17 protein-coding genes are annotated in these 21,549 nt (G+C 71.6%); 13 read left to right on the top strand and 4 right to left on the bottom strand.

Going from position 1 to position 21,549, the window contains the following annotated elements; genetic code table 11:
- The first annotated feature begins 9 nt into the window (after positions 1–9).
- Entirely contained in the window at positions 10–939 is a 930-nt protein-coding gene (locus KIK09_RS18740; protein WP_214320483.1) for a DMT family transporter, read from the top strand.
- Positions 940–1,155: 216 nt separating this feature from the next.
- On the opposite strand, the gene KIK09_RS18735 is transcribed toward KIK09_RS18740, so the two are convergent.
- Both KIK09_RS18735 and KIK09_RS18730 read right to left on the bottom strand, forming a co-directional pair.
- Positions 1,156–1,866 carry a DoxX family protein gene (locus tag KIK09_RS18735; RefSeq protein WP_214320482.1) on the bottom strand — a complete coding sequence of 237 codons (711 nt, stop codon included), beginning with the start codon at positions 1,864–1,866 and terminating at the stop codon, positions 1,156–1,158.
- A gap of 119 nt (positions 1,867–1,985) precedes the next feature.
- Positions 1,986–3,515, bottom strand: coding sequence for an MFS transporter (locus tag KIK09_RS18730; RefSeq protein ID WP_214320481.1), 1,530 nt, complete (start codon positions 3,513–3,515; stop codon positions 1,986–1,988).
- 183 nt (positions 3,516–3,698) lie between these two features.
- On the opposite strand from KIK09_RS18730, the gene KIK09_RS18725 reads away from it, so the two are divergent.
- From KIK09_RS18725 to KIK09_RS18685, 9 genes are all read left to right on the top strand, one after another.
- Positions 3,699–5,459, top strand: coding sequence for a tetratricopeptide repeat protein (locus tag KIK09_RS18725; RefSeq protein ID WP_214320480.1), 1,761 nt, complete (start codon positions 3,699–3,701; stop codon positions 5,457–5,459).
- A 15-nt stretch (positions 5,460–5,474) separates the two neighbouring features.
- Positions 5,475–6,368, top strand: a complete 894-nt coding sequence (locus tag KIK09_RS18720) for a haloalkane dehalogenase (protein ID WP_214320479.1) — start codon at positions 5,475–5,477, stop codon at positions 6,366–6,368.
- A gap of 133 nt (positions 6,369–6,501) precedes the next feature.
- Positions 6,502–8,769, top strand: a complete 2,268-nt coding sequence (locus KIK09_RS18715; RefSeq protein ID WP_372455670.1) for an AAA family ATPase — start codon at positions 6,502–6,504, stop codon at positions 8,767–8,769.
- Between the two features lie 84 nt (positions 8,770–8,853).
- A complete protein-coding gene (locus KIK09_RS18710; RefSeq protein ID WP_214320746.1) occupies positions 8,854–9,840 on the top strand; it encodes an ABC transporter permease in 987 nt (328 codons plus the stop codon).
- Entirely contained in the window at positions 9,837–10,745 is a 909-nt protein-coding gene (locus tag KIK09_RS18705) for an ABC transporter permease (protein ID WP_214320477.1), read from the top strand. Before KIK09_RS18710 ends, KIK09_RS18705 begins: the two co-directional genes overlap by 4 nt.
- Positions 10,742–12,775 (top strand): dipeptide ABC transporter ATP-binding protein, encoded by a 2,034-nt coding sequence (locus tag KIK09_RS18700; RefSeq protein ID WP_214320476.1) that lies wholly within the window; start codon positions 10,742–10,744, stop codon positions 12,773–12,775. The genes KIK09_RS18705 and KIK09_RS18700 overlap by 4 nt, the downstream gene beginning before the upstream one ends.
- Entirely contained in the window at positions 12,772–14,454 is a 1,683-nt protein-coding gene (locus KIK09_RS18695; protein WP_214320475.1) for an ABC transporter family substrate-binding protein, read from the top strand. Before KIK09_RS18700 ends, KIK09_RS18695 begins: the two co-directional genes overlap by 4 nt.
- An 83-nt stretch (positions 14,455–14,537) precedes the next feature.
- Positions 14,538–15,617 carry a winged helix DNA-binding domain-containing protein gene (locus KIK09_RS18690; RefSeq protein WP_214320474.1) on the top strand — a complete coding sequence of 360 codons (1,080 nt, stop codon included), beginning with the start codon at positions 14,538–14,540 and terminating at the stop codon, positions 15,615–15,617.
- Positions 15,618–15,627: 10 nt separating this feature from the next.
- The gene (locus KIK09_RS18685; protein ID WP_214320473.1) at positions 15,628–16,455 is read left to right on the top strand and encodes a PhzF family phenazine biosynthesis protein; all 828 of its coding nucleotides are present in this window, start codon (positions 15,628–15,630) and stop codon (positions 16,453–16,455) included.
- Between the two features lie 7 nt (positions 16,456–16,462).
- Here the strand turns inward: KIK09_RS18685 and KIK09_RS18680 are convergent, their stop codons facing one another.
- Positions 16,463–17,908 (bottom strand): APC family permease, encoded by a 1,446-nt coding sequence (locus KIK09_RS18680; protein WP_214320472.1) that lies wholly within the window; start codon positions 17,906–17,908, stop codon positions 16,463–16,465.
- Between the two features lie 85 nt (positions 17,909–17,993).
- On the opposite strand from KIK09_RS18680, the gene KIK09_RS18675 reads away from it, so the two are divergent.
- Positions 17,994–18,659 carry a TetR/AcrR family transcriptional regulator gene (locus KIK09_RS18675; protein WP_214320471.1) on the top strand — a complete coding sequence of 222 codons (666 nt, stop codon included), beginning with the start codon at positions 17,994–17,996 and terminating at the stop codon, positions 18,657–18,659.
- Here the strand turns inward: KIK09_RS18675 and KIK09_RS18670 are convergent.
- On the bottom strand, positions 18,594–19,145 hold the full coding sequence (locus KIK09_RS18670) for a TetR/AcrR family transcriptional regulator (protein ID WP_214320470.1): 552 nt from the start codon (positions 19,143–19,145) through the stop codon (positions 18,594–18,596). The genes KIK09_RS18675 and KIK09_RS18670 overlap by 66 nt on opposite strands.
- Before the next feature lie 76 nt (positions 19,146–19,221).
- Between KIK09_RS18670 and ureA the strand changes: the two genes are divergently transcribed.
- Both ureA and KIK09_RS18660 read left to right on the top strand, forming a co-directional pair.
- Positions 19,222–19,899 carry an urease subunit gamma gene (gene ureA / locus KIK09_RS18665; RefSeq protein ID WP_214320469.1) on the top strand — a complete coding sequence of 226 codons (678 nt, stop codon included), beginning with the start codon at positions 19,222–19,224 and terminating at the stop codon, positions 19,897–19,899.
- The gene (locus KIK09_RS18660; protein WP_250573244.1) at positions 19,896–21,542 is read left to right on the top strand and encodes an urease subunit alpha; all 1,647 of its coding nucleotides are present in this window, start codon (positions 19,896–19,898) and stop codon (positions 21,540–21,542) included. Before ureA ends, KIK09_RS18660 begins: the two co-directional genes overlap by 4 nt.
- Positions 21,543–21,549 lie beyond the last annotated feature (7 nt).

The raw sequence follows: 21,549 nt of genomic DNA, 5'->3' as shown, positions 1-21,549 counted from the left end.
GCTCCATCCGTGCTCAAACCTTGGTTGCCCGGTTTCCTGCTGCTCGCCGCCATCTGGGGCAACAGCTTCTTCTTCATCAAGGTCGCCGTGGAGTCCCTGCAGCCGCTGCAGGTCTCCTTCGGCCGGATGGCCATCGGCGCGCTGGTGCTGCTGCTGGCCGTACTGCTCAGCGGCAAGCGGCTGCCGAGCGACCCGCGCCTGTGGGGACACTTCCAGATCGCCTCGATCGTGCTCACCACCCTGCCCTTCACCCTCTTCGCGTACGGCGAGCAGTACGTGTCCTCCGTGGTCGCCGCCATCTGGAACGCCACCACCCCGCTCTGCACCCTCGCCTTCACCCTGCTGCTGCGCACCGAGAAGGCGACCCGGGGCCGGGTGGCGGGCCTCGGCCTCGGCTTCGCCGGCGTCATGGTCGTGCTCGGGGTGTGGCAGCCGATGGCGGGCGGGCAACTCGGCGGCAGCCTGGCCTGCTTCGGCGCCGCCGCCTGCTACGGGCTCGGCGGGGCCTACATGGGCCGCTTCATCACCGGCCGCCGCCCCGAGCCGCCCGTCGTCCTGGCCGCCGGCCAACTCCTCAGCGGCACGGTCCAGCTTGCCGTGATCACCCTGCTCGCCGGGGTACCTCTGGTGGACCTGCACGCGCCCGCCCCGGTCTGGTGGAGCCTGCTCGGCCTCGGCGGCCTCGGCACCGGAGTGGCCTACCTGCTCCTCTACTGGGTCCAGGTCCGCGCCGGCGTCACCACGACCTCCACGGTCACCTACCTGCTCCCGGTCTTCGCGGCCATCTCAGGCGTGGTCATCCTGGGCGAACACATCAGCTGGAACCAGCCGGCCGGAGCCCTCGTCATCCTCGCCGCCATCGCCCTGACCCAACGCACCCGCCGCATTCCCACCCCGCAACCCGCCCCTGACTCCGACAGCCCCACCGCCCGCGCCTGAGGCGACCGACCGCAACCGCGAGCAACTCTCCTCCGCGGTGTTCTCCCGCCACGGGCGCCGGTCGGGGGCCCGCAGCGACCGGTCGCTCCCCTTGCGCCCCATGGCCTGCGCGCCCGGGGTGGCGACCTGTTACGCGCACGACAAGTCGCCCCTGCGGCGGCCTTTCGCCTGTACGGCGAGCTTGCGCCCCGGGCGAAGACGGCTCTCCGGGGCACGTCAGTCGGTGGAGGACTGGCGACGGCCGCGGGGCGCGGGCTTCTTGCGCCCCGCCACCAGCGTGTCCCCAGGTGCGGGCGATGCGGCGGGCTCGTCGGGGTCGGGCCGCCGCGAGGGCCGGGGGTGGGGAGCCGTGTCCTCCAGGTTCGGCTCGGTCTTGGGCTTGCCCGCCCGTGGCCTGTCCGCGGCAGGTTCCGCATCCGGGGCGTCCGTTTTGCCGCCCTTGGCCCTGTCCGAGCCAGGGTTGTCGGGATCGCGCAGGGAGGCGATCACCCGGTCCGCCTCCGTGTCGGCCGCGAACTCGCTGGCCGCCTCCGACTCCCTCCGCCTGATCACCACCATGTGGTCGACCGACACCCGCCCCGCCCCGACCACCGCGAGCAGCAGGGACGCGGCGCCGAGCAGGATGAGCTCGTTCAGGCTGATCGGGTTCAGCGGCCGCGCCACCACGAAGACGGCCAGCGCCTCGGTGAACAGGATCAGCCCCACAGCCGTGACGGCCAGCCCCGCGATCAGCAGGGCCCCGCCGATCAGCTCGGCCAGCATGGTGGCGGTCGCCCAGGCGCCGGGCACGGGCGCGCCCTGGTTCGCGAAGTCCACGCCGGTGGCGGTCAGACCCCGCTCGAGCTTGGTCCACCCGTTGGCGAAGAAGATGCCGCCCACGCCGACGCGGGCGACTAAAGCAGCAAGATCACGGAGAGCCTGTCTCACGGTATTTGTCTGCCCTAATCGCGACATCACACACCTCACTCACTCTTGACCAGCACAAACACCCCCACCCCCGGCGCCCGCACCCACCTCGAGCCCATGGGGGCCCGGGACGGGCATGGTCAGTCGCGGCGGAGGAGGGTGGCTACCGCAATCGCTGTGAGGGTGAGCAGGACGACGCTGACGACGACCGTCGTGTGGAGGGCGTCGACGAAGGCCCAGCGGGCCGCGTCCAGCAGGCGGATGCCGGCGCTGCCGCCGACCTCGTCCGCCACGTGGGCGGCGCCCGCGAGCGACTGGCGGGCCTTGTCCATCCCGTCGGACGGCACCCCGGCCACCGCGCGGAGCCCGGGGGAGTAGACGATGGCGGTGATCGTGCCGAGGACCGCCACGCCGAGCCCGGCGCCGAGCTCGTAGGCCGTCTCCTCGATGGCCGCCGCGCCCCCGGCCTGGGACTCGGGCGCCGCGGCCATGATGGTGTCGGAGGCCGCGAGCAGCGCCACCTGCACGCCGAACCCGATGCCCACGAAGCAGATCGCGAGCATCACGGAGTGTCCCTCGACCCCCCAGCTCAGCGTGGGCGTCAGGGAGAGCGCGACGAGCCCGAGCCCGCCGCTCATGGTGGCCCGCATCCCGATCCGCGGCAGGATGTGCGCCGCCGCGAGCCCGCCCGTGATCGCCGACAGCACCAGCGGCAGCATCCGCACCGCCGCCCGCACCGGGCTGTCGCCCAGCACGAGCTGCAGGTACTGCGCCAGCATCAGCTGCAGCCCCACCAGCGAGAAGACCCCGAGCAGCACCCCGGCCACCCCGGTGGTGAACGCGCGCCGCCTGAACAGCCCGATCTGCAGCAGCGGGTACGGCAGACGCCGCTGCCGCAGCACGAACCAGGCCAGCAGCCCCACCCCGGCAAGGAAGACCGCGACGGAGGCCCAGAAGGGCAGCAGCGAACCCGCCCCCGCCTCCTTCAGCCCGAAGGCCAGCGCCAGGATCCCGAGCACGGACAGCGCCGCGCTGAGCCCGTCCCAGGGAAGGTCGGCCCGCCGGGGCGATTCGGGCAGCAGCCGCGCGGCCGCGGGCAGCAGCACGATGAGGATCGGCACGTTGATCAGGAAGACGGCGCCCCACCAGATCTCGACGAGCACGCCGCCGATGAGCGGCCCCACGGCTGCGCCCGCGGCGGCGACGGCGCTCCACACACCGAGCGCGAGGGCCCGCTCGCGCCGGTCGGTGAACACCTGGCGGATCAGCGAAAGCGTGGCCGGCATGATCATGGCGCCACCCACGCCGAGCAGCGCCCGCGCCAGGATCAGCATCAGGGCGCTGGGCGCGAAAGCGGCCCCCAGCGAGGCCACGCCGAACAGCACGAACCCGGCCAGCACCAGCCGTTTGCGCCCGTAGCGGTCGCCCAGCGTGCCGAACATGATCAGCAGGGGCGCGACGACCAGCGAGTAGATGTCGATGATCCACAGCAGTTGGATCGACGAGGGCTCGAGCGCAGCCGTCAGCGCGGGGACCGCGATGTGCAGGACCGTGGCGTCGACCGTGATCAGCAGCAGGCTCAGGCAGAGCAGGACGAGGATGGACCAGCGGTTGTCCCGCTGGGTCCCTGCGGCACGCTGTTTGAGGGGCGCGGCCTGTGTGACGGTCATGGACCTCCCTAGTGCCCCGATCCGCTCACCCTGGTCCGCTGAAGCATGCGTGGCAGCTTAGGCCATGTCACTGCTTCGGTATAGCGGTATCGAATGATCCGGGCGCGCCCCGCACCTCTCTAGAGAGATACAGCCATATGTCGGGATCTATCCTTCTTCGGACGGCCAGCCGATCATGGGTTAGTGGGGACCGACGAAACAGGCGAAAAAAGCGACGATCCAGACAGATCCCCCCGTGAATGGTGCACACTCGGCGCGGCCGAACTCGACAAGGGACATCCCGACGCCGCCCTGGCCGCGGCCCAGCGCGCCGCCGACCTCGATCCCGCGAGCGAATGGGCCCACCGCCTGATCAGCCTCGCCCTGGAGCGCATGGGCCGCGACCAGGACGCCGTCGCTCCCGCCGAGCAGGCCGTCCGGCTCGCGCTCGGCTCCTGGCCCGCCCGTCTGCGCCTGGCCGCCGTCCTTCGCCGCGTGCCGGGCCGCTGGGACGAGGCCGTACGGCAGGCCGAGCTGGCCCACCGCTTCGCCCCGGAACGCCCGGAACCGCAGGTGCTGCTCGGCGACCTGGCCCTGCTGCGCGGCGAGCACGCCAAGGCCAGACGCGCCTACCTCAAGGCGCTCAAGGCCGACCCCGCCCACCCGCAGGCCCGCGTCAACCTGGGGCTCACGCTGCTGCGCTGGGACCGCCCGCGCGCCCACCACGACCCCGCCTGGCCGATCGACCCGCGCGCCAGCGGCCGCGCCCGCCGCGCGCTGGAGGTGTGGTCACGCCAGGCCCGCCTGATCGTCGCGGTGGCCACGATCGCCATCGCCGCGGCCGCGCTCGGGTTCGACAGGGGCGGCCAGGGCAAGCTGTTCGGCTTCGCCGTACTCGTCCTGCTGGTGGTGATCACGGTCAGGCGGGCGCGCAGGGTGGGGGTCTGGGCCTACGTGCCGGCGATGCTGGCGCGCGACCCTTGGCTGGGCACGGCGGTGGTGTCGGCGACCGTGGCGGTGCTGGCGTTCGCGCTGTGGCTCGGGCTGGCGGCGATGCCCGAGGTGCCGAGCGCGCTCGACCCCGTCTGGACGGGTTTAGGCGGCATCGTGATCCTCGGCTGGCCGGTCCTGGCGGGGCTGCGCGCGCTGGCCGACACCTGGCGCGGCCGCCCGCTGAAGGCGCTGGCCGAGTTCGCGCGGGCGCGGGGCGAGCGGGTCGCGCGCCGCGACACCGGCGTCACGCTGTGGATCGTGACAAGCCGGGCATGGACCGCCCTGGTGCCGCTGGTGGCAGGCGCGCTGGCCGTCGAGCCGCGGGCCGCGGTGGCCGCGCTGGCCGTGCCGTACCCGCTCATCGGGGCCTATCGGCGCGCGCGGTACGGCGAGGACAGGTGGCTGGTCGTGGCGATCGCGCTGGTCGCGCTCGCGGCAGTGGCCAGCGCGGCGGGCGGCGTGTTCTGCCTGGTCAAGGGGCAGGGCTGGGGGCAGGTCGAGTCGTGGGCCTGGCGGCTCGGGCTGGCCGCGCTCGCCGGGGTCGTGGTGGTGTTCGTACTGCGCGCCACCCGCGCCTGGTGGCGCGGCGCTCCGGGCCCGTGGCGCGCGTCGTTGATCATGGCCGACCGCCCGATGGGCGACTCCCCGTCGGTCGCGCTCAATCCCGAGGTACGGCAGGCCTTCGCCTACGCCAGAAGCGTCGTGCTGTCCTACGGCGACCCGCTCGGCCCGCGGGTGGTCGGCGCCGTGGCCTCGGTCAGCCAGGCGGGAGAGCTGCGCGTCATCGCCGAGGCGGAGGCCATCGAGGCGATCGACGCCGACCCCCGGGTGGCGGTGTTCGCGGCGGACCCGCTGCAGCGCAGGTTCTGGGTGGAGGTGCGCGGCATCGGCCTGGCCGACGACGACCTGCTGCGGGTGACACCCAAACAGGTGCTGGTCGGCGAGTTCCCTGGGCGGCACCAGAGGCGGTAGCTAGAATCTTGTTCTATGCGAACCCTGCGCACTCCGGACGAGCGCTTCGCCCACCTGCCCGACTTCCCTTATGAGCCCCGCTACGCCGAGGTCTCGGGCATCAGGATGGCCTACGTCGAGGCGGGACCCGCCGACGGCGACCCGATCGTCCTGCTGCACGGCGAGCCGAGCTGGTCCTTCCTGTACCGGTACGTCATGCGCGAGCTGGCTGCCGCCGACCTACGCGCGATCGCGGTCGACCTGGTCGGCTTCGGCCGCTCCGACAAGCCCGCCGAGGTGGCCGACCACACCTACGCCAGGCACGTCGAATGGACGGGCGAACTGCTGCTCGGCGCGCTCGGCCTGGACCGCATCACCATGGTCGGCCAGGACTGGGGCGGACTGATCGGCCTGCGCATCGCCGCCGAGCACCCCGAGCGGATCGCCAGGATCGTGGCGGCCAACACCGGCCTGCCCACGGGTGACATCCCGATGCCCGAGGTGTGGCACCGCTTCAAGGACGCGGTCAGCAAGGCCCCCACGCTGGACATCGCCAGGTTCGTCCAGTCGGGATGCGCCACGAAACTGACCGACGAGGTCCGCGCCGCCTACGACGCGCCCTTCCCCGACGAGACCTACAAGGCGGGCCCGCGCGCCATGCCCGGCCTGATGCCCGCCACGCCCGACAACCCGGCCTCGCCCGCCAACCGGGCCGCCTGGCAGGTCCTCACCACGCTCGACGTGCCGTTCCTGGTGGCCTTCTCCGACGGAGACCCGATCACGGGCGGGATGGCTCCGGTGCTGATGAAGTCGATGAAGGGCGCCCAGGGGCTGGCCCACCCGGTGATCAACGGCGCGGGCCACTTCCTGCAGGAGGACGCGGGCGCGGAACTCGGCCGTCACATAGCCGTTTTCGTGACCTCCACCTAGCGTGTCAGGTCCGCCCATTCGGGGGTCCCGTGCGGTATAACCGGGGGCGGACCGGGGAGGCGTGATGCGTGAGTCCGACAGGGCCCAGGCCGCGGGGAGGGCAGCGGCAAGGGATCTGTTTGAACAGGTGCGGATGCGCTATTTCACGATTCCTCCCGCGGTGCGGCGAGTGATGTACGTGGGCGTCCTGATCCTGTCCGTGGGCCTGGCGGCCGCGCTGAGCTGGCCGCTGTTCACCACGTTCCTCCTCACGCTGGCCGGGCTGGCCTTCCTGGCGCTGACCCTGCGCTTCCCGCGGGCGGCCGCCACCGCGGTGGTCCTGCTGGGCTGGGGCACGCTGGGCTTCCTGACCTTCTACCGCCTCTTCCCCGCCGGGTCGATGAGCCCGACGCTGCTGCTGGCGCTCGCGCTGCCGGTGGCCGCGGCGGCCCACCTGATCCGCTGGGTGCCGCCGTGGCTGACCACGCTGATGGCGCTGGCGCCCGCCGGGGTGCTGGCCGTCGTCCTGGCCAGGGTCGCCGAGTGGCCCGCCGTCTGGTCGGCCTGCGCGGTGGCCTTCGCCGTGCTGGTCTACCGGTTCCTGGTGGCCCGCCGTACCAGGGCGGAGATGAGCGCAGAGGAGCAGGTGCGCGTCCGGGTGCGCGAGGGGCGGCCCGACCAGCAGGCCGAGCGGCAGAGCGGGCCGCCGCAGATCTCCGTGGAGGATGCGCTCGCCGAGCTGGAGAGCATGATCGGGCTCGCGCCGGTCAAGGAGCAGGTGCGTTCGATCGCCGCCTCCATCGAGGCGTCGCGGCTGCGGGCCGAGGCCGGATACGTCGCGGGGACGCCGACCAGGCACTTCGTGTTCGTGGGGCCGCCGGGCACGGGCAAGACCAGCGTGGCGCGCACGCTGGCCAAGATCTTCTACGCCTTCGGCCTGCTGGAGACGCCGTACGTGGTCGAGGCGCAGCGCGCCGACCTGGTCGGCGAGTTCCTCGGCGCCACCGCGATCAAGACCAACGAGCTGGTCGACAGGGCGCTGGGCGGGGTCCTGTTCATCGACGAGGCCTACGCGCTGGTCAACTCCTCCGACGGGCAGCCCGACAGGTTCGGCGCCGAGGCCGTGCAGACGCTGCTCAAGCGGGCCGAGGACGACAGGGAGCGGCTGATCATCATCCTGGCCGGCTACGAGCAGGAGATGACGGGCTTCCTGGCCTCCAACCCCGGGCTCGGCAGCCGCTTCGCCACCAGGGTGCGCTTCCCCAGCTACTCGCCAGGCGAGCTGGGCGAGATCACCGCGCTGCTGCAGTCACGGCGCGGCGACAGGATGGCGCCCGAGACCGCGGCCGCGCTGCTCGGGCTCTTCGAGGACGTGCAGCGGCGCGGACTGGTCGACGAGCTGGGCAACGCCAGGTTCGTGCGCAGCCTGGTCGAGGCGGCCGCGCAGGCCCGCGACGTGCGGGTCGTCGGCGCGGGCGGCACCCCCACCACCGAAGACCTGGTCACCGCCAGGACCGAGGACATCACCAAGGCCTTCAACGAGCTGACCGCCCGCTTCCGCGGCTACCAGGCCACGCCGACGCTGGAGGAGGCGCTGGCCGACCTGGACAGGATGGCCGGGCTCGAACCGGTCAAACGGCAGGTGCGCGCGATCGCCGCCCAGCTGCAGGTGGCCAGGATGCGCCAGGAGCGCGGGCTGCCCACGCCGCCGCAGACGCGGCACTTCGTCTTCGTCGGCCCGCCCGGCACGGGCAAGACCACCGTCGCCCGCGTCGTCGGCCGCATCTTCGCCGCGCTCGGCCTGCTGGCCAGGCCCGACGTGGTCGAGGCGCAGCGGGCCGACCTGGTGGGCCAGCACCTGGGCGCCACCGCGATCAAGACCAACGAGCTGGTCGACAGGGCGCTGGGCGGGGTGCTGTTCATCGACGAGGCCTACAGCCTGGTCAACCCGGGCTACGCCGGTGGCGACGCCTTCGGCGCCGAGGCCGTGCAGACGCTGCTCAAGCGGGCCGAGGACGACCGTGACAGGCTCGTCGTCGTGCTGGCCGGATACCAGCGCGAGATGGACGCGTTCCTGGCCACCAACCCCGGCCTGGCCAGCCGCTTCAACCAGCGGGTAGCCTTCCCCAGCTACACGCCCGAGGAGCTGGCGGAGATCGCGGTGCTGCTGGCCGACAAGTCCGGCGACCGCTTCGACGATGAGGCGCTGGGCGACCTCGAAGAGGTCTTCACCTGGGTGTGCGACCAGGGCCTCATCGACGGGCTGGGCAACGGGCGCTTCGCCAGGTCGCTGTTCGAGCGCGCCGCCATGCGCCGCGACGTACGGCTGGCCGCGGTCGGCGGATCGGCCAGCTCGGCCGAGCTGACCACCATCACCAGCGAGGACGTGCGCACGGCCGTCGACGAAATCTCGGGAAGGTAAGCAGACCTCCCCTTGACGCTTCCCTGAAACCTCTCGGTTGCGTGGTGTAGCACTATGGCTACAGCCGTGTCTGGAGGGGGGATGATGGCGGGGTTTCTGGCGCGCCGACTGGTCAATTACCTCGTGCTCGTCGCGGTCGCCGCCAGCCTCGCCTACATGCTCGCGGCCACCGCCCTCGACCCCCGCTCCAACTACGCCCAGCGCACGCCCACGCCGCCGCCCGAGGTGGTCGACGCCACCCTGACCGCGCTCAACCTCAACGACAAGACGCCGCTGCTGCAGCGGTACGCGACCTGGGCGAGCGGGGTGCTGCACGGCGACTTCGGCAAGACCGTCACGGGCGGCTCGGTCAACGAGGACCTGAAGCGGCGCATGGGCGTGACGTTCCGGTTGGTCCTGCTGGGGGTAGTCTTCGGCAGCCTGCTCGGGGTGTTCGTGGGCGCCTACGCCGCCGTCAAGCAGTACGGGTGGTTCGACCGGCTGTCGGCGGGGCTGTCGTTCCTGGTCCTGGCCATCCCCGTGGTGGTGCTGGCCAACGTGCTGATCCTGGCGGGCACCTGGGCCAACGAGAACATCTTCGGCTTCCAGCTGTTCCTGGTCAGCGGCGAGTACAGCGTCGGGCTCGACACCGGGTTCTGGGGCTCGCTGGTCGACCGGCTGCAGCACCTGATCCTGCCGACGATCTCGCTGTCGCTGGCGCTGATCGCCGTCTTCAGCCGCTACCAGCGCAACATGATGCTCGACGTGCTCGGCGCCGACTTCCTGCGCACCGCCATGGCCAAGGGGCTGAGCAGGCGCAGGGCGCTGACCAAGCACGCGCTGCGCACCGCGCTCATCCCCGTCGTCACCTACTTCGCCTTCACCTTCGGCGCGCTGCTGACCGGCGCCACGTTCACCGAGAAGATCTTCGGCTGGCACGGCCTGGGTGAGCAGCTGATCAACTCGATCTTCAGCAACGACGTCAACACCGTGGCCGCGATCTCCCTGCTGGCCGCGGTCTCCGTGCTGATGGCCTCGCTCGCCTCCGACGTGCTGCACGCCGCGCTCGACCCGCGGGTGAGGGCGGGATGATGCTTCCCGAGGAGGAGCTGGCGGAGGAGCTGTCGACCCGGGCGCCCAGGGCGCCGTCCCGGCTGCGCGTGGTCGCCAGGCGGTTCTTCCGTTCGCGGCAGGGGCAGGTGGGCTTCGCCGTACTGGTGCTGATGTTCCTGCTCGCCTTCGTCGGGCCGCTGTTCAGCCCGTGGAGCTACACCGACAAGGACTTCACCGCGTTCCTGCAGCCGCCCTCGAGCGAGCACTGGTTCGGCACGCTGCAGACCGGCGCCGACGTCTACGCGGTCACGCTGCGCGGCATGCAGAAGTCGCTGATCGTGGGGCTGTCGGCGGCGCTGGTGTCCACCGCGCTCGCGGCGTTCGTGGGCGCCTTCTCCGGCTACTTCCTGGGCTGGACCGACCGGTCCCTCACCTGGTTCACCGACCTGCTGCTCGTGCTGCCCGCGTTCCTCATCCTGGCGATCATGTCGCCGCTGTTCGGGGCCGGGCAGTGGCCGCTGTTCGTGATCATGCTCGCGCTGTTCCTGTGGATGGTCACCTCGAAGATCATCAGGGGGATGACGATCTCGCTCAAGCAGCGGGAGTTCGTCCAGGCCGCCCGCTTCATGGGCGTGACCCCCGTGGCGATCATCGTGCGCCACATCATCCCGAACCTGTCGTCGCTGCTGATCGTGGATGCCACGCTGAACGTCAGCGCCGCCATCCTGACCGAGACGTCGCTGTCGTACTTCGGCTTCGGCATCCAGCCGCCCGACGTCTCCTTCGGCACGCTGATCGCCGACGGCTCGCAGACCGCGGTCTACGCGCCGTGGACGTTCTGGTTCGTCGCCGGGCTGCTGGTGATCACGGTGCTGGCGGTCAACCTGATGGGCGACGCGCTGCGCGACGCCTTCGACCCGGCCTCGGCGCGGAGGCGCGGATGAGCCGCGTGCCCGAGCCGGTGCTCGAGGTCGACGACCTGCGCGTGTCCTTCGGCGACGTGCAGGCCGTGCGCGGGGTGAGCTACTCCGTACGGCAGGGCGAGGTGCTCGGCATCGTCGGCGAGTCCGGGGCGGGTAAGTCCGTCGCCGCGGCCGCGATCATGGGACTGCTGCCGCCCAGCGCCACGGTCACCGGATCCGTCCGCCTGCACGGCAAGGAACTGCTCGGCGCCCCGGAGAAGGAGCTGACCAGGGTCCGCGGACAGGGCATCTCGATGGTGTTCCAGGACCCGCTGTCGGCGCTGACCCCGGTCTACCGGGTGGGCGACCAGATCGCCGAGGCCGTACGCGTCCACCGCAAGGTGACCAAGGAGCAGGCCGCGGTCAAGGCCGTCGAGCTGCTCGACCTGGTCGGCATCCCCAACCCGGGCCAGCGCGCCCAGGACTTCCCGCACGAGTTCTCCGGCGGGATGCGCCAGCGCGTGGTCATCGCGATGGCCATCGCCAACGACCCCGACGTGATCATCTGTGACGAGCCCACCACCGCGCTGGACGTCACCATCCAGGCGCAGATCCTCGACGTGCTCAAGACCGCGCAGCGGGAGACGGGCGCCGCCATCGTCATGATCACCCACGATCTGGGGGTCGTGGCCGGATTCGCCGACCGGGTCCTGGTGATGTACGCGGGGCGGGCCGTCGAGGTCGGCGACGTGGACGACATCTACTACCGCACCCGCATGCCGTACACCGCGGGCCTGCTCAACTCGATCCCCAGGATCGACAGGGGAGAGCGGCAGCCGCTCGTGCCCATCGAGGGCAGCCCGCCCTCGCCCGCGGCGCTGCCGCCCGGCTGCCCGTTCGAGCCGCGCTGCCCGATGGCCGTCGCCGCGTGCACGCTCGACGAGCCAACGCTGGCCCGGATCGGCGAGGGGCACACGGCGGCCTGCATCCGCTGGGCGGAGGTCAAAGGCCGGCCGCCGGGCGGGCGCGTCGCGGCCGAGGGGGAGAGGACGACCCGCGCGGGCCGACCGGACCAGCCGGTTCTGGAGGTCGACCGGCTGGTCAAGGAGTACCCCCTGCTGCGCGGGGCGGTGTTCAAACGCAGGGTCGGCACCGTGCACGCCGTGGCCGGCGTCAGCTTCGACATCCGCGAGGGGGAGACGCTCGGGCTGGTCGGCGAGTCGGGCTGCGGCAAGACCACGACGCTGCTGGAGGTCCTGGAGCTGGTCAAACCGCAGGTCGGCCGGATCGTGGTGCTCGGCCAGGACACCGCGCGGCTGAACGCGGCCGGCCGGATGGCCGTCAGGCGCGACCTGCAGGTGGTCTTCCAGGACCCGCTGGCCTCGCTCGACCCGCGGATGACCGTCTACGACATCCTCGCCGAGCCGCTGCGCACCCACGGGCGGCACGACCCGGGCCCCCGGGTGAGCGAGCTGCTCGGCCTGGTGGGGCTCGAACCCGCGCACGCCGCCCGCTACCCGCAGGACTTCTCCGGCGGCCAGCGCCAGCGCATCGGCATCGCCAGGGCGCTCGCGCTCGAACCCCGCCTGGTGGTGCTCGACGAGCCCGTCTCGGCGCTCGACGTGTCGATCCAGGCCGGGGTGATCAACCTGCTCGGTTCGCTGAAGTCGAGGCTGGGCCTGTCGTACCTGTTCGTGGCGCACGACCTGGCGGTGGTGCGCTACATCGCCGACAGGGTCGCCGTCATGTACCTGGGCAGGATCGCCGAGATCGGCGCCGTCGACACCGTCTACGACGCCCCCATGCACCCCTACACGCAGGCGCTGCTGTCGGCGATCCCGGTGCCCGACCCGGAACGCGAGCGGTCGCGGCGGCGGATCCTGCTCGAAGGGGACCTCCCCAGCCCGGCCAGCCCGCCCTCGGGATGCCGCTTCCGTACCCGGTGCCCGCTCTTCCGGACGCTCGGCGACGCCGAGCGCGCCCGCTGCGTCAACGAGGAGCCCGAGGTCCGGATTCTGGGCGCCGACCATGGCGTGGCCTGCCATTACGCTAAGCAGGAGGGGATTCTATGAAACGCGCATGGCTCTTGGTGGTCGCGGCGGCGCTGATCCTGTCGGGCTGCGGCCGGCCGCAGCCCCCGCAGGGAGGCGAATCCGGTCCGGGCGCTCCGCCCTCGCTGAAGGCCTTCGACATCAACCCGCAGCCGCGTGACAAGGTCAAGGACGGCGGCACGCTGCGGTGGGGCATCAACGAGTTCCCCACCCAGTGGAACAGGAACCACATCGACGGCAACCTCGCCGTGGCCGCCCAGGTCAGCAACGCCCTCCTGCCCTCGCCGTTCCGCTCCAACGAGAAGGCCGAGATCTCGCCCGACCCCGACTACCTGGTCGACGCCAAGATCACCGACCAGGACCCCAAGCAGGTCATCACCTACACGCTGAACCCGAAGGCCAAGTGGTCCGACGGCAAGCCGATCACCTGGGAGGACTACCAGGCCCAGTGGAAGGCGCTCAACGGCAGGAACCCGGGCTTCCGCATCGTCTCGAGCACCGGATACCAGGACATCGAGAGCGTCGCCAGGGGCAAGGACGACTACGAGGTCAAGGTCACCTTCGCCAGGCCCTTCGGCGACTGGAAGTCGCTGTTCGGGCCGCTGATGCCCGCCTCGACCAACCAGACGCCCGACTCCTTCAACAACTCCTGGCTGAACAAGATCCCGGTCACGGCCGGGCCGTTCAAGTTCAAGGCCTTCGACCAGACAGCCAAGACGATCACGATCGTCCGCGACGACAACTGGTGGGGTGACAGGGCCAAGCTCGACCAGATCATCTACCGGGCCTCCGAGCAGGACTCGCTGATCAACGCCTTCAGCAACGGTGAGCTCGACATCACCGACATCGGACCCTCCGCGCCCGACTACGCCCGCGCCAAGGCCACCTCTGGCGCCGTCGTACGGCAGGCCGCCGGGCCCGACTTCCGCCACTTCACCTTCAACGGCGAGAGCGACCTGCTCAAGGACGTCAAGGTCCGCCAGGCCGTCCAGCTCGGCATCAACAGGCAGGCCATCGCCCAGTCGGACCTGCAGGGCCTCGGCTGGCCGATCACGCTGCTCAACAACCACTTCTTCATGAACACCCAGGAGGGCTACCAGGACAACGCGGGCCCGCTCGGCGCCTACAACCCCAACCAGGCCAAGCAGTTGCTGGACGCGGCCGGGTGGAAGCTCAGCGGCAACGTCAGGCAGAAGGACGGCAAGAACCTGGAGCTGCGCTTCGTCATCCCGTCGGGAATCCAGGTGAGCAAGTCCGAGGGCGAGCTGGCGCAGAACATGCTCGCGCAGATCGGCGTCAAGCTGAACATCCAGGCCGTGCCCGGCGATGACTTCTTCAGCAAGTACGTCATCCCCGGCAACTTCGACATCACGGCGTTCTCCTACATCGGCACGCCGTTCCCGATCTCCAGCAGCTACGGCATCTACGCCAACTCGCCCAACGGCAAGACGTGGAACGCCAACTTCGGCCGCTCGGGGTCGCAGGAGATCGACGACGCGATGAACAAGGCCGGGCAGGCGCTGGACACCGCCACGGCCCACGAGTACATCAACACGGCCGACAAGCTGATCTGGCAGGAGGTCAACGTCCTGCCTCTCTACCAGCGCCCGCAGAACGAGGCCGTCAAGAACACCCTGGCCAACATCGGCGCCCGCGGCTTCTACGACCTCCGCTACCAGAACATCGGCTTCGTCCAGTAGCCCTTCTCGCGTCTCCTGTGCGGCGGGGGCCTGCCGTACAGGAGGGATGAATTTCGTCGGCCCGGGCGTGTAGAAGTATGGGCATGACTCTGGCTTTGAGCTGGGCGCAGGTGCTGGGGTGGCGGCTGCGGCGGCAGTTCGTGAGCGGTGCCGGCGGGCCTGACGCGGTCGCGATCGCGCGGCGGCTGTGCGGGGTGCAGGCGCAGGTGGCCTCCTCCGCGCACCTGGCGGTGGCCGTGCGCAGGGCAGCGCCCGACGCGGGGGAGATCGACCGGCTGCTCTGGCAGGACCGCGCGCTGGTCAAGACGTGGATCATGCGGGGCACGCTGCACCTGGTGCCCGCCGACACGCTGGCCGACTACTGCTCGGCGCTGGGCACGCTGCGGTTCTGGGAGAAGGGTTCGTGGCAGCGCGGCCACGGCGTCACCGCCGAGGAGATCGCCGCGATCATCGAGGCGGTGCCCAAGGCGCTCGGCGACCAGCCGCTGACCCGCGAGGAGCTGGTCGACGCGGTCGTCACGGTCACCGGCGACGACCACCTGCGTGAGGCGCTCACCTCGGGGTGGGGCGCGCTGCTCAAGCCGCTGAGCCGCCTGGGCGAGCTGTGCTACGGCCCGCCGCGCGAGGGCCGCGTGACGTTCGTCGCGCCCCGGCTGTGGATCCCCGGGTGGACCGCCTTACCGCCGTTCGAGGAGGCCGGCGTACGGCTGGCCCGCTCCTTCCTGGGCGCCCACGGCCCCGCCACGCCGGACATGTTCGACAAATGGCTGTTCGGGGGAGTGGTGCGCAAGTCGGTGCTGAAGGGCTGGTTCCGCGACCTGGGTCCCGAGCTGACCGAGGTCGAGGTGGACGGGCAGACCCTGCTGGCGCTGTCGTCCGACGTCGATGACCTCGCCGCCGCGCGGCCGTCGGAGGAAGTGCATCTGCTGCCAGGCTTCGACCAGTACATCCTGGGCGCGCCCCGCGATCTCGAGCCGCTGCTGCCCGCCGCGGTGAAGGCCAAGGTCAGCCGCCAGGCCGGCTGGATCTCGCCCGTCGTGATCCACCGCGGCCGGGTCGCCGGGGTGTGGGAGCCGCGCGACCTGTCGCTCGAGCTGTTCGAGCCGGTGCCCCAGGAGCTTCTGGACTCCGCGGTCGAGCGGGTCCGCGGGCTGCTCGGGTAGCGTCGTGGCCATGCCGCGCCGATTCCGCCAGGTCGATGTGTTCACCTCCACCCCCTACCTGGGCAACCCGCTGGCCGTCGTGCTCGACGCCGAAGGGCTGACCGACGAGGAGATGCAGCGTTTCGCCGACTGGACGAACCTGTCGGAGACCACGTTCCTGCTGCCGCCGTCCACTCCCGAGGCCGACTACCGGGTGCGGATCTTCACACCCGCCTCCGAGCTGCCCTTCGCCGGTCACCCGACGCTCGGCACCTGCCACGCCTGGCTCGAGTCCGGCGGCGAACCGCGCGACCCCGACAGGATCGTCCAGGAATGCGGCGCCGGCCTGGTGCCGATCCGGCGCACGAACCCGGGCCTGGCCTTCGCCGCGCCCGCCCTCCTGCGCTCGGGCCCGGTCGAGGAGTCGCTGGTGGAACACCTGGCCACCCTGCTGGGGATCCCCCGATCCGACATCGTCGACGCCCAGTGGGCCGACAACGGCCCCGGCTGGGTGGCGGTCCTGCTCTCATCGGCGGAGGAGGTCCTGGCTCTCCGGCCGGGTGTGGTCGACCTCGACATCGGCGTGGTCGGCCCCCACCCGCCCGGCTCGCCCCAGGCCTTCGAGGTGCGCGCCTTCTACCCGCACCACGGTGCCACCGCCGAGGACCCGGTCACCGGCAGCCTCAACGCCTCCCTCGCCCAGTGGCTCCTCGCCACGGGCCGCGCCACGGCCCCCTACGTCGCCGCCCAGGGCACCGCCCTCGGCCGCGCCGGCCGCATCCGCATCACCGCCGACGCCACAGACGTCTGGGTCGGCGGCGACACGGTCACCTGCGTCAGCGGCGAGGTCGCCCTGTGACCCGGAATCAGGCGGAGTCCGAGACGGCGGCCACCACCGGCGCCAGCCGTTCTTGCGGCCGCCGGACCACCAGGTAGGCAAGGCCGCCACCGATCACCACGGCCCCGCCGATGAAGGCGGCCCACACCTGGTACCAGGGCGCACCGGGCGGCGCCAGCACCTCGCGCGGCCACCACACGTTGACCAGCTCGAAGCCGGTCCACAGCAGCGCGAGCACGGTCAGCGCGGTGCGTCCGGGAGAGCGCGGCAGCAGGCCACGCGCTCTTCCGGCGAGCGCGGCCACCGCGACCAGGAAGAACGGCAGGAAGGTGGCCGCGGTGCCGAAGGAGATCAGGCTCCCGATGGCGCTGCTCTCCAGCCCGAACAGCAGCCCTGCCGCGCTGATGAGGCCTCCGGTGACCAGCCCGCCGATCGGCGCCTGCCGTGCGTTGACCCGCTTGACGAACCGCGCGAAGGGAAAGACGTCGTCGCGGGCCAGGGAGTACAGCCCGCGCGCCGCGCCGCCCTGCGAGGCCATGGCGCAGGCGAGGAAGCTGGTCAGCACGACGATCACGAAGGGTTTGTCGGACCAGGAGCCGAAGCCGTGCACGACCGCGGTGGTGACCGGGTCGAGGTCGCGACCCGCGGCCACGGCGGCCGGATCGGGGTGCGCCACGCCGACGGCGACCGCGTTGAGTATGACGACCGAGCCGACGCTGAGCAGCGCCCACCACATGGCACGCGGCACCTGGCGGGAGGCGTCCTTGGTCTCCTCGGCGGTGGAGACGCAGGCGTCGAAGCCGATGAAGGCCCAGCCGGCGACCGCGATGACGGCGAGGAAGGCCGAGAAGGTCGAGCCCGACAGCTCCTCGGCGCCCAGCGTCCGGGTGAGCAGCGCGAAGGGATGCTGCCTGAAGACCAGCAGCAGCGCCAGCCCGACGAGCACCGAGGCGACGGCCTCCGCGGCGATGCCGAGCCCGACGAACAGGCGCAGCACGTTGATCCCGTAGGCGTTGACGAAGGTGGCCAGGACGACGACGCCGATGGCCACGGCCACCAGCCCGCCGGGCGTGGGCTCGACGCCCACGAGCGCGAAGACCCAGGGCGCGGCCAGGTATGCGACGGTGGTGTTGCCGAACATCACGGCGAACTGCCACACCCAGCCGCCGAGCCACCCGTAGGCCGGCCCGACGAGCCGCCTCCCCCACTGGTACGGCCCGCCCGCCAGCGGCCAGCGAGCCACCAACTCGGCGTAGACGTACACCACGAGCAGTTGGCCCAGGAGCACGAACGGCAGGGTCAGCACCCAGGCGGGCCCCGCGAGCGTGGTGCCGACCTGCGCCACCGAGTAGAGCGCGACCACGGGGGCCACGACGGCGAAACCCATGGTGATGTTGCCCAGGACGGACAGGCTGCGGCGCAGTTCCTGCCGGTAGCCGAGGGCGTGGAGCTGATCGGTGTCGTTCAAGGGCACCTCACGGAGCGTAAAACTAACGTTGTTAGCTACGGCACGATAAGCGCCTTCCGCCGGTTTGGGAAGCCCGTATTCTGGCCAGATCATGCCGAGACCCAGTCAGGCCCTGCTGAGCCGCGAGATCATCGCCCGCGCCGCCCTCGACATGCTCGACGAAGAGGGGGTCGAGATGCTGACCATGCGCGCGCTCGCGTCCCGCCTCGGCGTGAAGGGCGCCTCGCTGTACAACCACATCGCCTCCAAGGACGAGCTGCTCGACGCCGTCTCGGAGCTGGTCAACGAGGAGATCGACCTGCGCCCGCTCGACCGGCCCGACTGGCGGGAGGGCGTGGCGGAGTACGCCCGCGGCTACCGGCGCGTCTGGCTCGGCCACCCGAACACGATCGCGCTCATCGCCCGCCGCCGGGTGGCCGCGTCACGGGCACTGCTGGGCTACGAGAAGCTGATGGCCGCTCTGGTCGCGGCGGGATGTACGGCGAGCCTGGCCGCCGAGGTGTCGGCGGCGGTCGACTACCTGGTGCTGGGTTCGGCCGTGGAGACCTACACCGCGGGTTTCGACCGCGCCCCCGCGGACTACCGCCCGAGCTACCCCACGCTGGCCGCCGCGCTCGAGGACTCGGCCCGGCTCGACGAGCGCGGCTTCGAACTGGCCCTGGGCCTGCTGCTCGACGGGCTGGCGGCCAGGCTAGAGCTCTCTGCGCATGGCGGCCAGGGCGGTCTCGCGGGCCCAGCCCGCGTCTCTGACGCCTAGCAGCACGTCGCTGCTCAGCCCGTCCATCATCCGGCAGTGCCGGGCGGCGAAGTCCTCGGCGTCGAGCGCCGGCGACAGCTGCCTGACGATGCCGGCCAGCTCGCCCGACCAGGAGTGGAAGAACCCGTCCAGCCTGGCCAGCGTCTCGGCGTCGCCCGGCGGCCTGGCGATCACCTGGGCCCACAGCCGCCACCGCACGTCCTGCGCGCTCCTGGGCAGGTACAACTCGACCAGCCGGACCAGCGCGTCCGGCGGAGTGAGTCCCGCCAGCTCGGCCCTGCGGCGCTCGTCCAGGTCGGCCTCGCTCATCAGCAGCGTGGCGACGATGATCCGGTCGCGGTTGCCGAAGTAGTACAGGACGTGGCCGGTGCTCATGTCCGCCCTGTCGGCGACGTCCTTGACACGCAGCCGGTCGAACCCGACCTCCTCGATGGCCTGCAGCGCGGCCTGCAGGACGTGGGCCCGCATGTCCGGTCGAAGTCTCACGTTCCCACGCTACCGACACACGGGTTAGACTCGCGCTCAAATCTTGAGCTCCGCTCTAACTTTCCGGAGGAACGCCGTGAGACTCACTCCCACGGAGCGCGACCGGCTGCTGCTGTTCACCGCGGCCGAGCTGGCCCGCGCCCGGTTTGCCCGAGGGCTGCGGCTGAACGTGCCGGAAGCCACCGCGCTGGTGTGCGACGCGGTGTGCGAAGCCGCCCGCTCCGGCGCCCGGCTGGCCGACGCCATCGAGGCGGGCCGCTCGGTGCTCGGGCCTGACGACGTGCTGCCCGGCGTGCCGGACATCCTGACCGAGATCCAGGTCGAGGCCGTCTTCGACGACGGCTCCCGGCTGGCCGTGGTGACCGACCCCTTCGGCGGCGGCTCGCTCGGCGAGCACGCCCCCGGCGCGGTGCTGCCCGCCGTACACCCGGAGCCGGTGCTCGACAGCGTCGAGGTGGCCGTGACCAACACCGCGACGGTGCCGATCAGCGTCACCTCGCACTTCCACTTCTTCGAGGTCAACCCGCGCCTGAGCTTCGAGCGGGCGCTCGGCTACGGCCGCCGGCTGGCCGTGCCCGCCGGCTCCACGGTCCGCTTCGACCCCGGCGCCACCCGGACGGTCGCGCTGACGCCGATCGGCGGCGCCCGGGTGGCGATCGGCTTCGCGGGCCTGGTGGACGGGCCGCTCGACGCGCAGGGCGCGTTCGAGTCGGCGATGGAGCGGGCGCGAGCCTGCGGATATCTGGGGGCATGATGAGCCTGTACGGCTACCGCACCGGCGACAGGGTACGGCTGGGCGACTCCGGTCTCGTGGTCGAGGTCGAGCACGACTCGCAGCTGCCCGGCGAGGAGTTCCTGGCCGGGTTCGGCAAGACCGCGCGCGACGGGCTGCATCTGAAGGCCGCCTCGGTGCGCGAGACCTGCGACCTGGTGATCAGCAACGTGCTGATCCTGGATCCGATCCTGGGCGTGCGCAGTGCCTCCATCGGCATCCGCGAGGGACGCATCCACGCCGTCGGCCGCGCCGGTAACCCCGACACGCTCGACGGCGTGGACGTGGTCGTCGGCACCGGCACCACGATCGTCTCCGGCGAGGGGCTCATCGCCACCGCCGGCGCGATCGACACGCACGTGCACCTGATGTCGCCCCGGATCATGGAGGCGTCGCTCGCCTCCGGCGTGACCACGATCATCGGGCAGGAGTTCGGGCCCGTGTGGGGCGTCGGGGTGAACTCGCCCTGGGCGCTGCGCCATGCCTTCAACGCCTTCGACGCCTGGCCGGTGAACATCGGCTTCCTGGCCCGCGGCTCCTCCTCCGACCCCGCGCCGCTGGTCGAGGCGCTGGTCGAAGGAGGCGCGTCCGGGTTCAAGGTGCACGAGGACATGGGCGCGCACACCCGGGCGCTCGACACCGCGCTGCGCGTGGCCGAGGAGCACGACGTGCAGGTGGCGCTGCACACCGACGGGCTGAACGAGTGCCTGTCGGTGGAGGACACGCTCGCCGTGCTCGAGGGCAGGACCATCCACGCCTTCCACATCGAGGGCTGCGGAGGCGGGCACGTGCCCAACGTGCTCAAGCTGGCCGGCGTGCCCAACGTGATCGGCTCCTCCACCAACCCCACGCTGCCCTACGGCAGGGACGCGCTGGCCGAGCACCACGGCATGATCGTCTCGGTGCACGGGCTCAAGCTCGACCTGCCCGGCGACGCCGCGCTGGCCCGCGACCGGATCAGGGCCGGCACCATGGGCGCCGAGGACGTCCTGCACGACCTGGGCGTCATCGGCATCACCTCCTCCGACGCCCAGGGCATGGGCCGCGCGGGTGAGACCGTGCGCCGTACCTTCGCCATGGCGGGCAAGATGAAGGCCGACCTCGGCGCGCCCGACAGGAACGACAACGAGCGGGTGCTGCGCTACCTGGCCAAGCTCACGATCAACCCGGCCATCGCGCACGGGCTGGCGCACGAGGTCGGCTCCCTGGAGGCCGGCAAGCTGGCCGACATCGTGCTGTGGCAGCCCGCCTACTTCGGCGCCAAGCCCCAACTGGTGCTGAAGGCCGGCTTCCCCGCCTACGGCGTGACGGGCGACCCCAACGCCTCCACCGACACCTGCCAGCCGCTGGTGCTCGGCCCGCAGTTCGGCGCGCACGGCGCCACCGCCGCGGACCTGTCGGTGGCCTTCGTCGCCCAGGCCGCGGCCGACGGCGACCGGATGCCCACCAGGCGGCGCCGCGTCGGCGTGCGCGGCACCCGCGGCATCGGCCCCGCCTCGCTGGTGCGCAATGCCAGGCTCGGCCACGTCGAGGTCGACCCGTACGGCCTGGTCACCCTCGACGGCGACCCCCTGCACGCGGAGCCGGCCGATTCGGTCTCCCTCAACCGTCTCTACTTCCTCTAAGGAGCCC

This window comes from Nonomuraea sediminis, from assembly GCF_018531495.1.
GTDB lineage: Bacteria > Actinomycetota > Actinomycetes > Streptosporangiales > Streptosporangiaceae > Nonomuraea > Nonomuraea sediminis.
The sequence above is the reverse complement of the archived record's forward strand: the minus strand, read 5'-3'. Positions and strand labels throughout refer to the sequence as shown.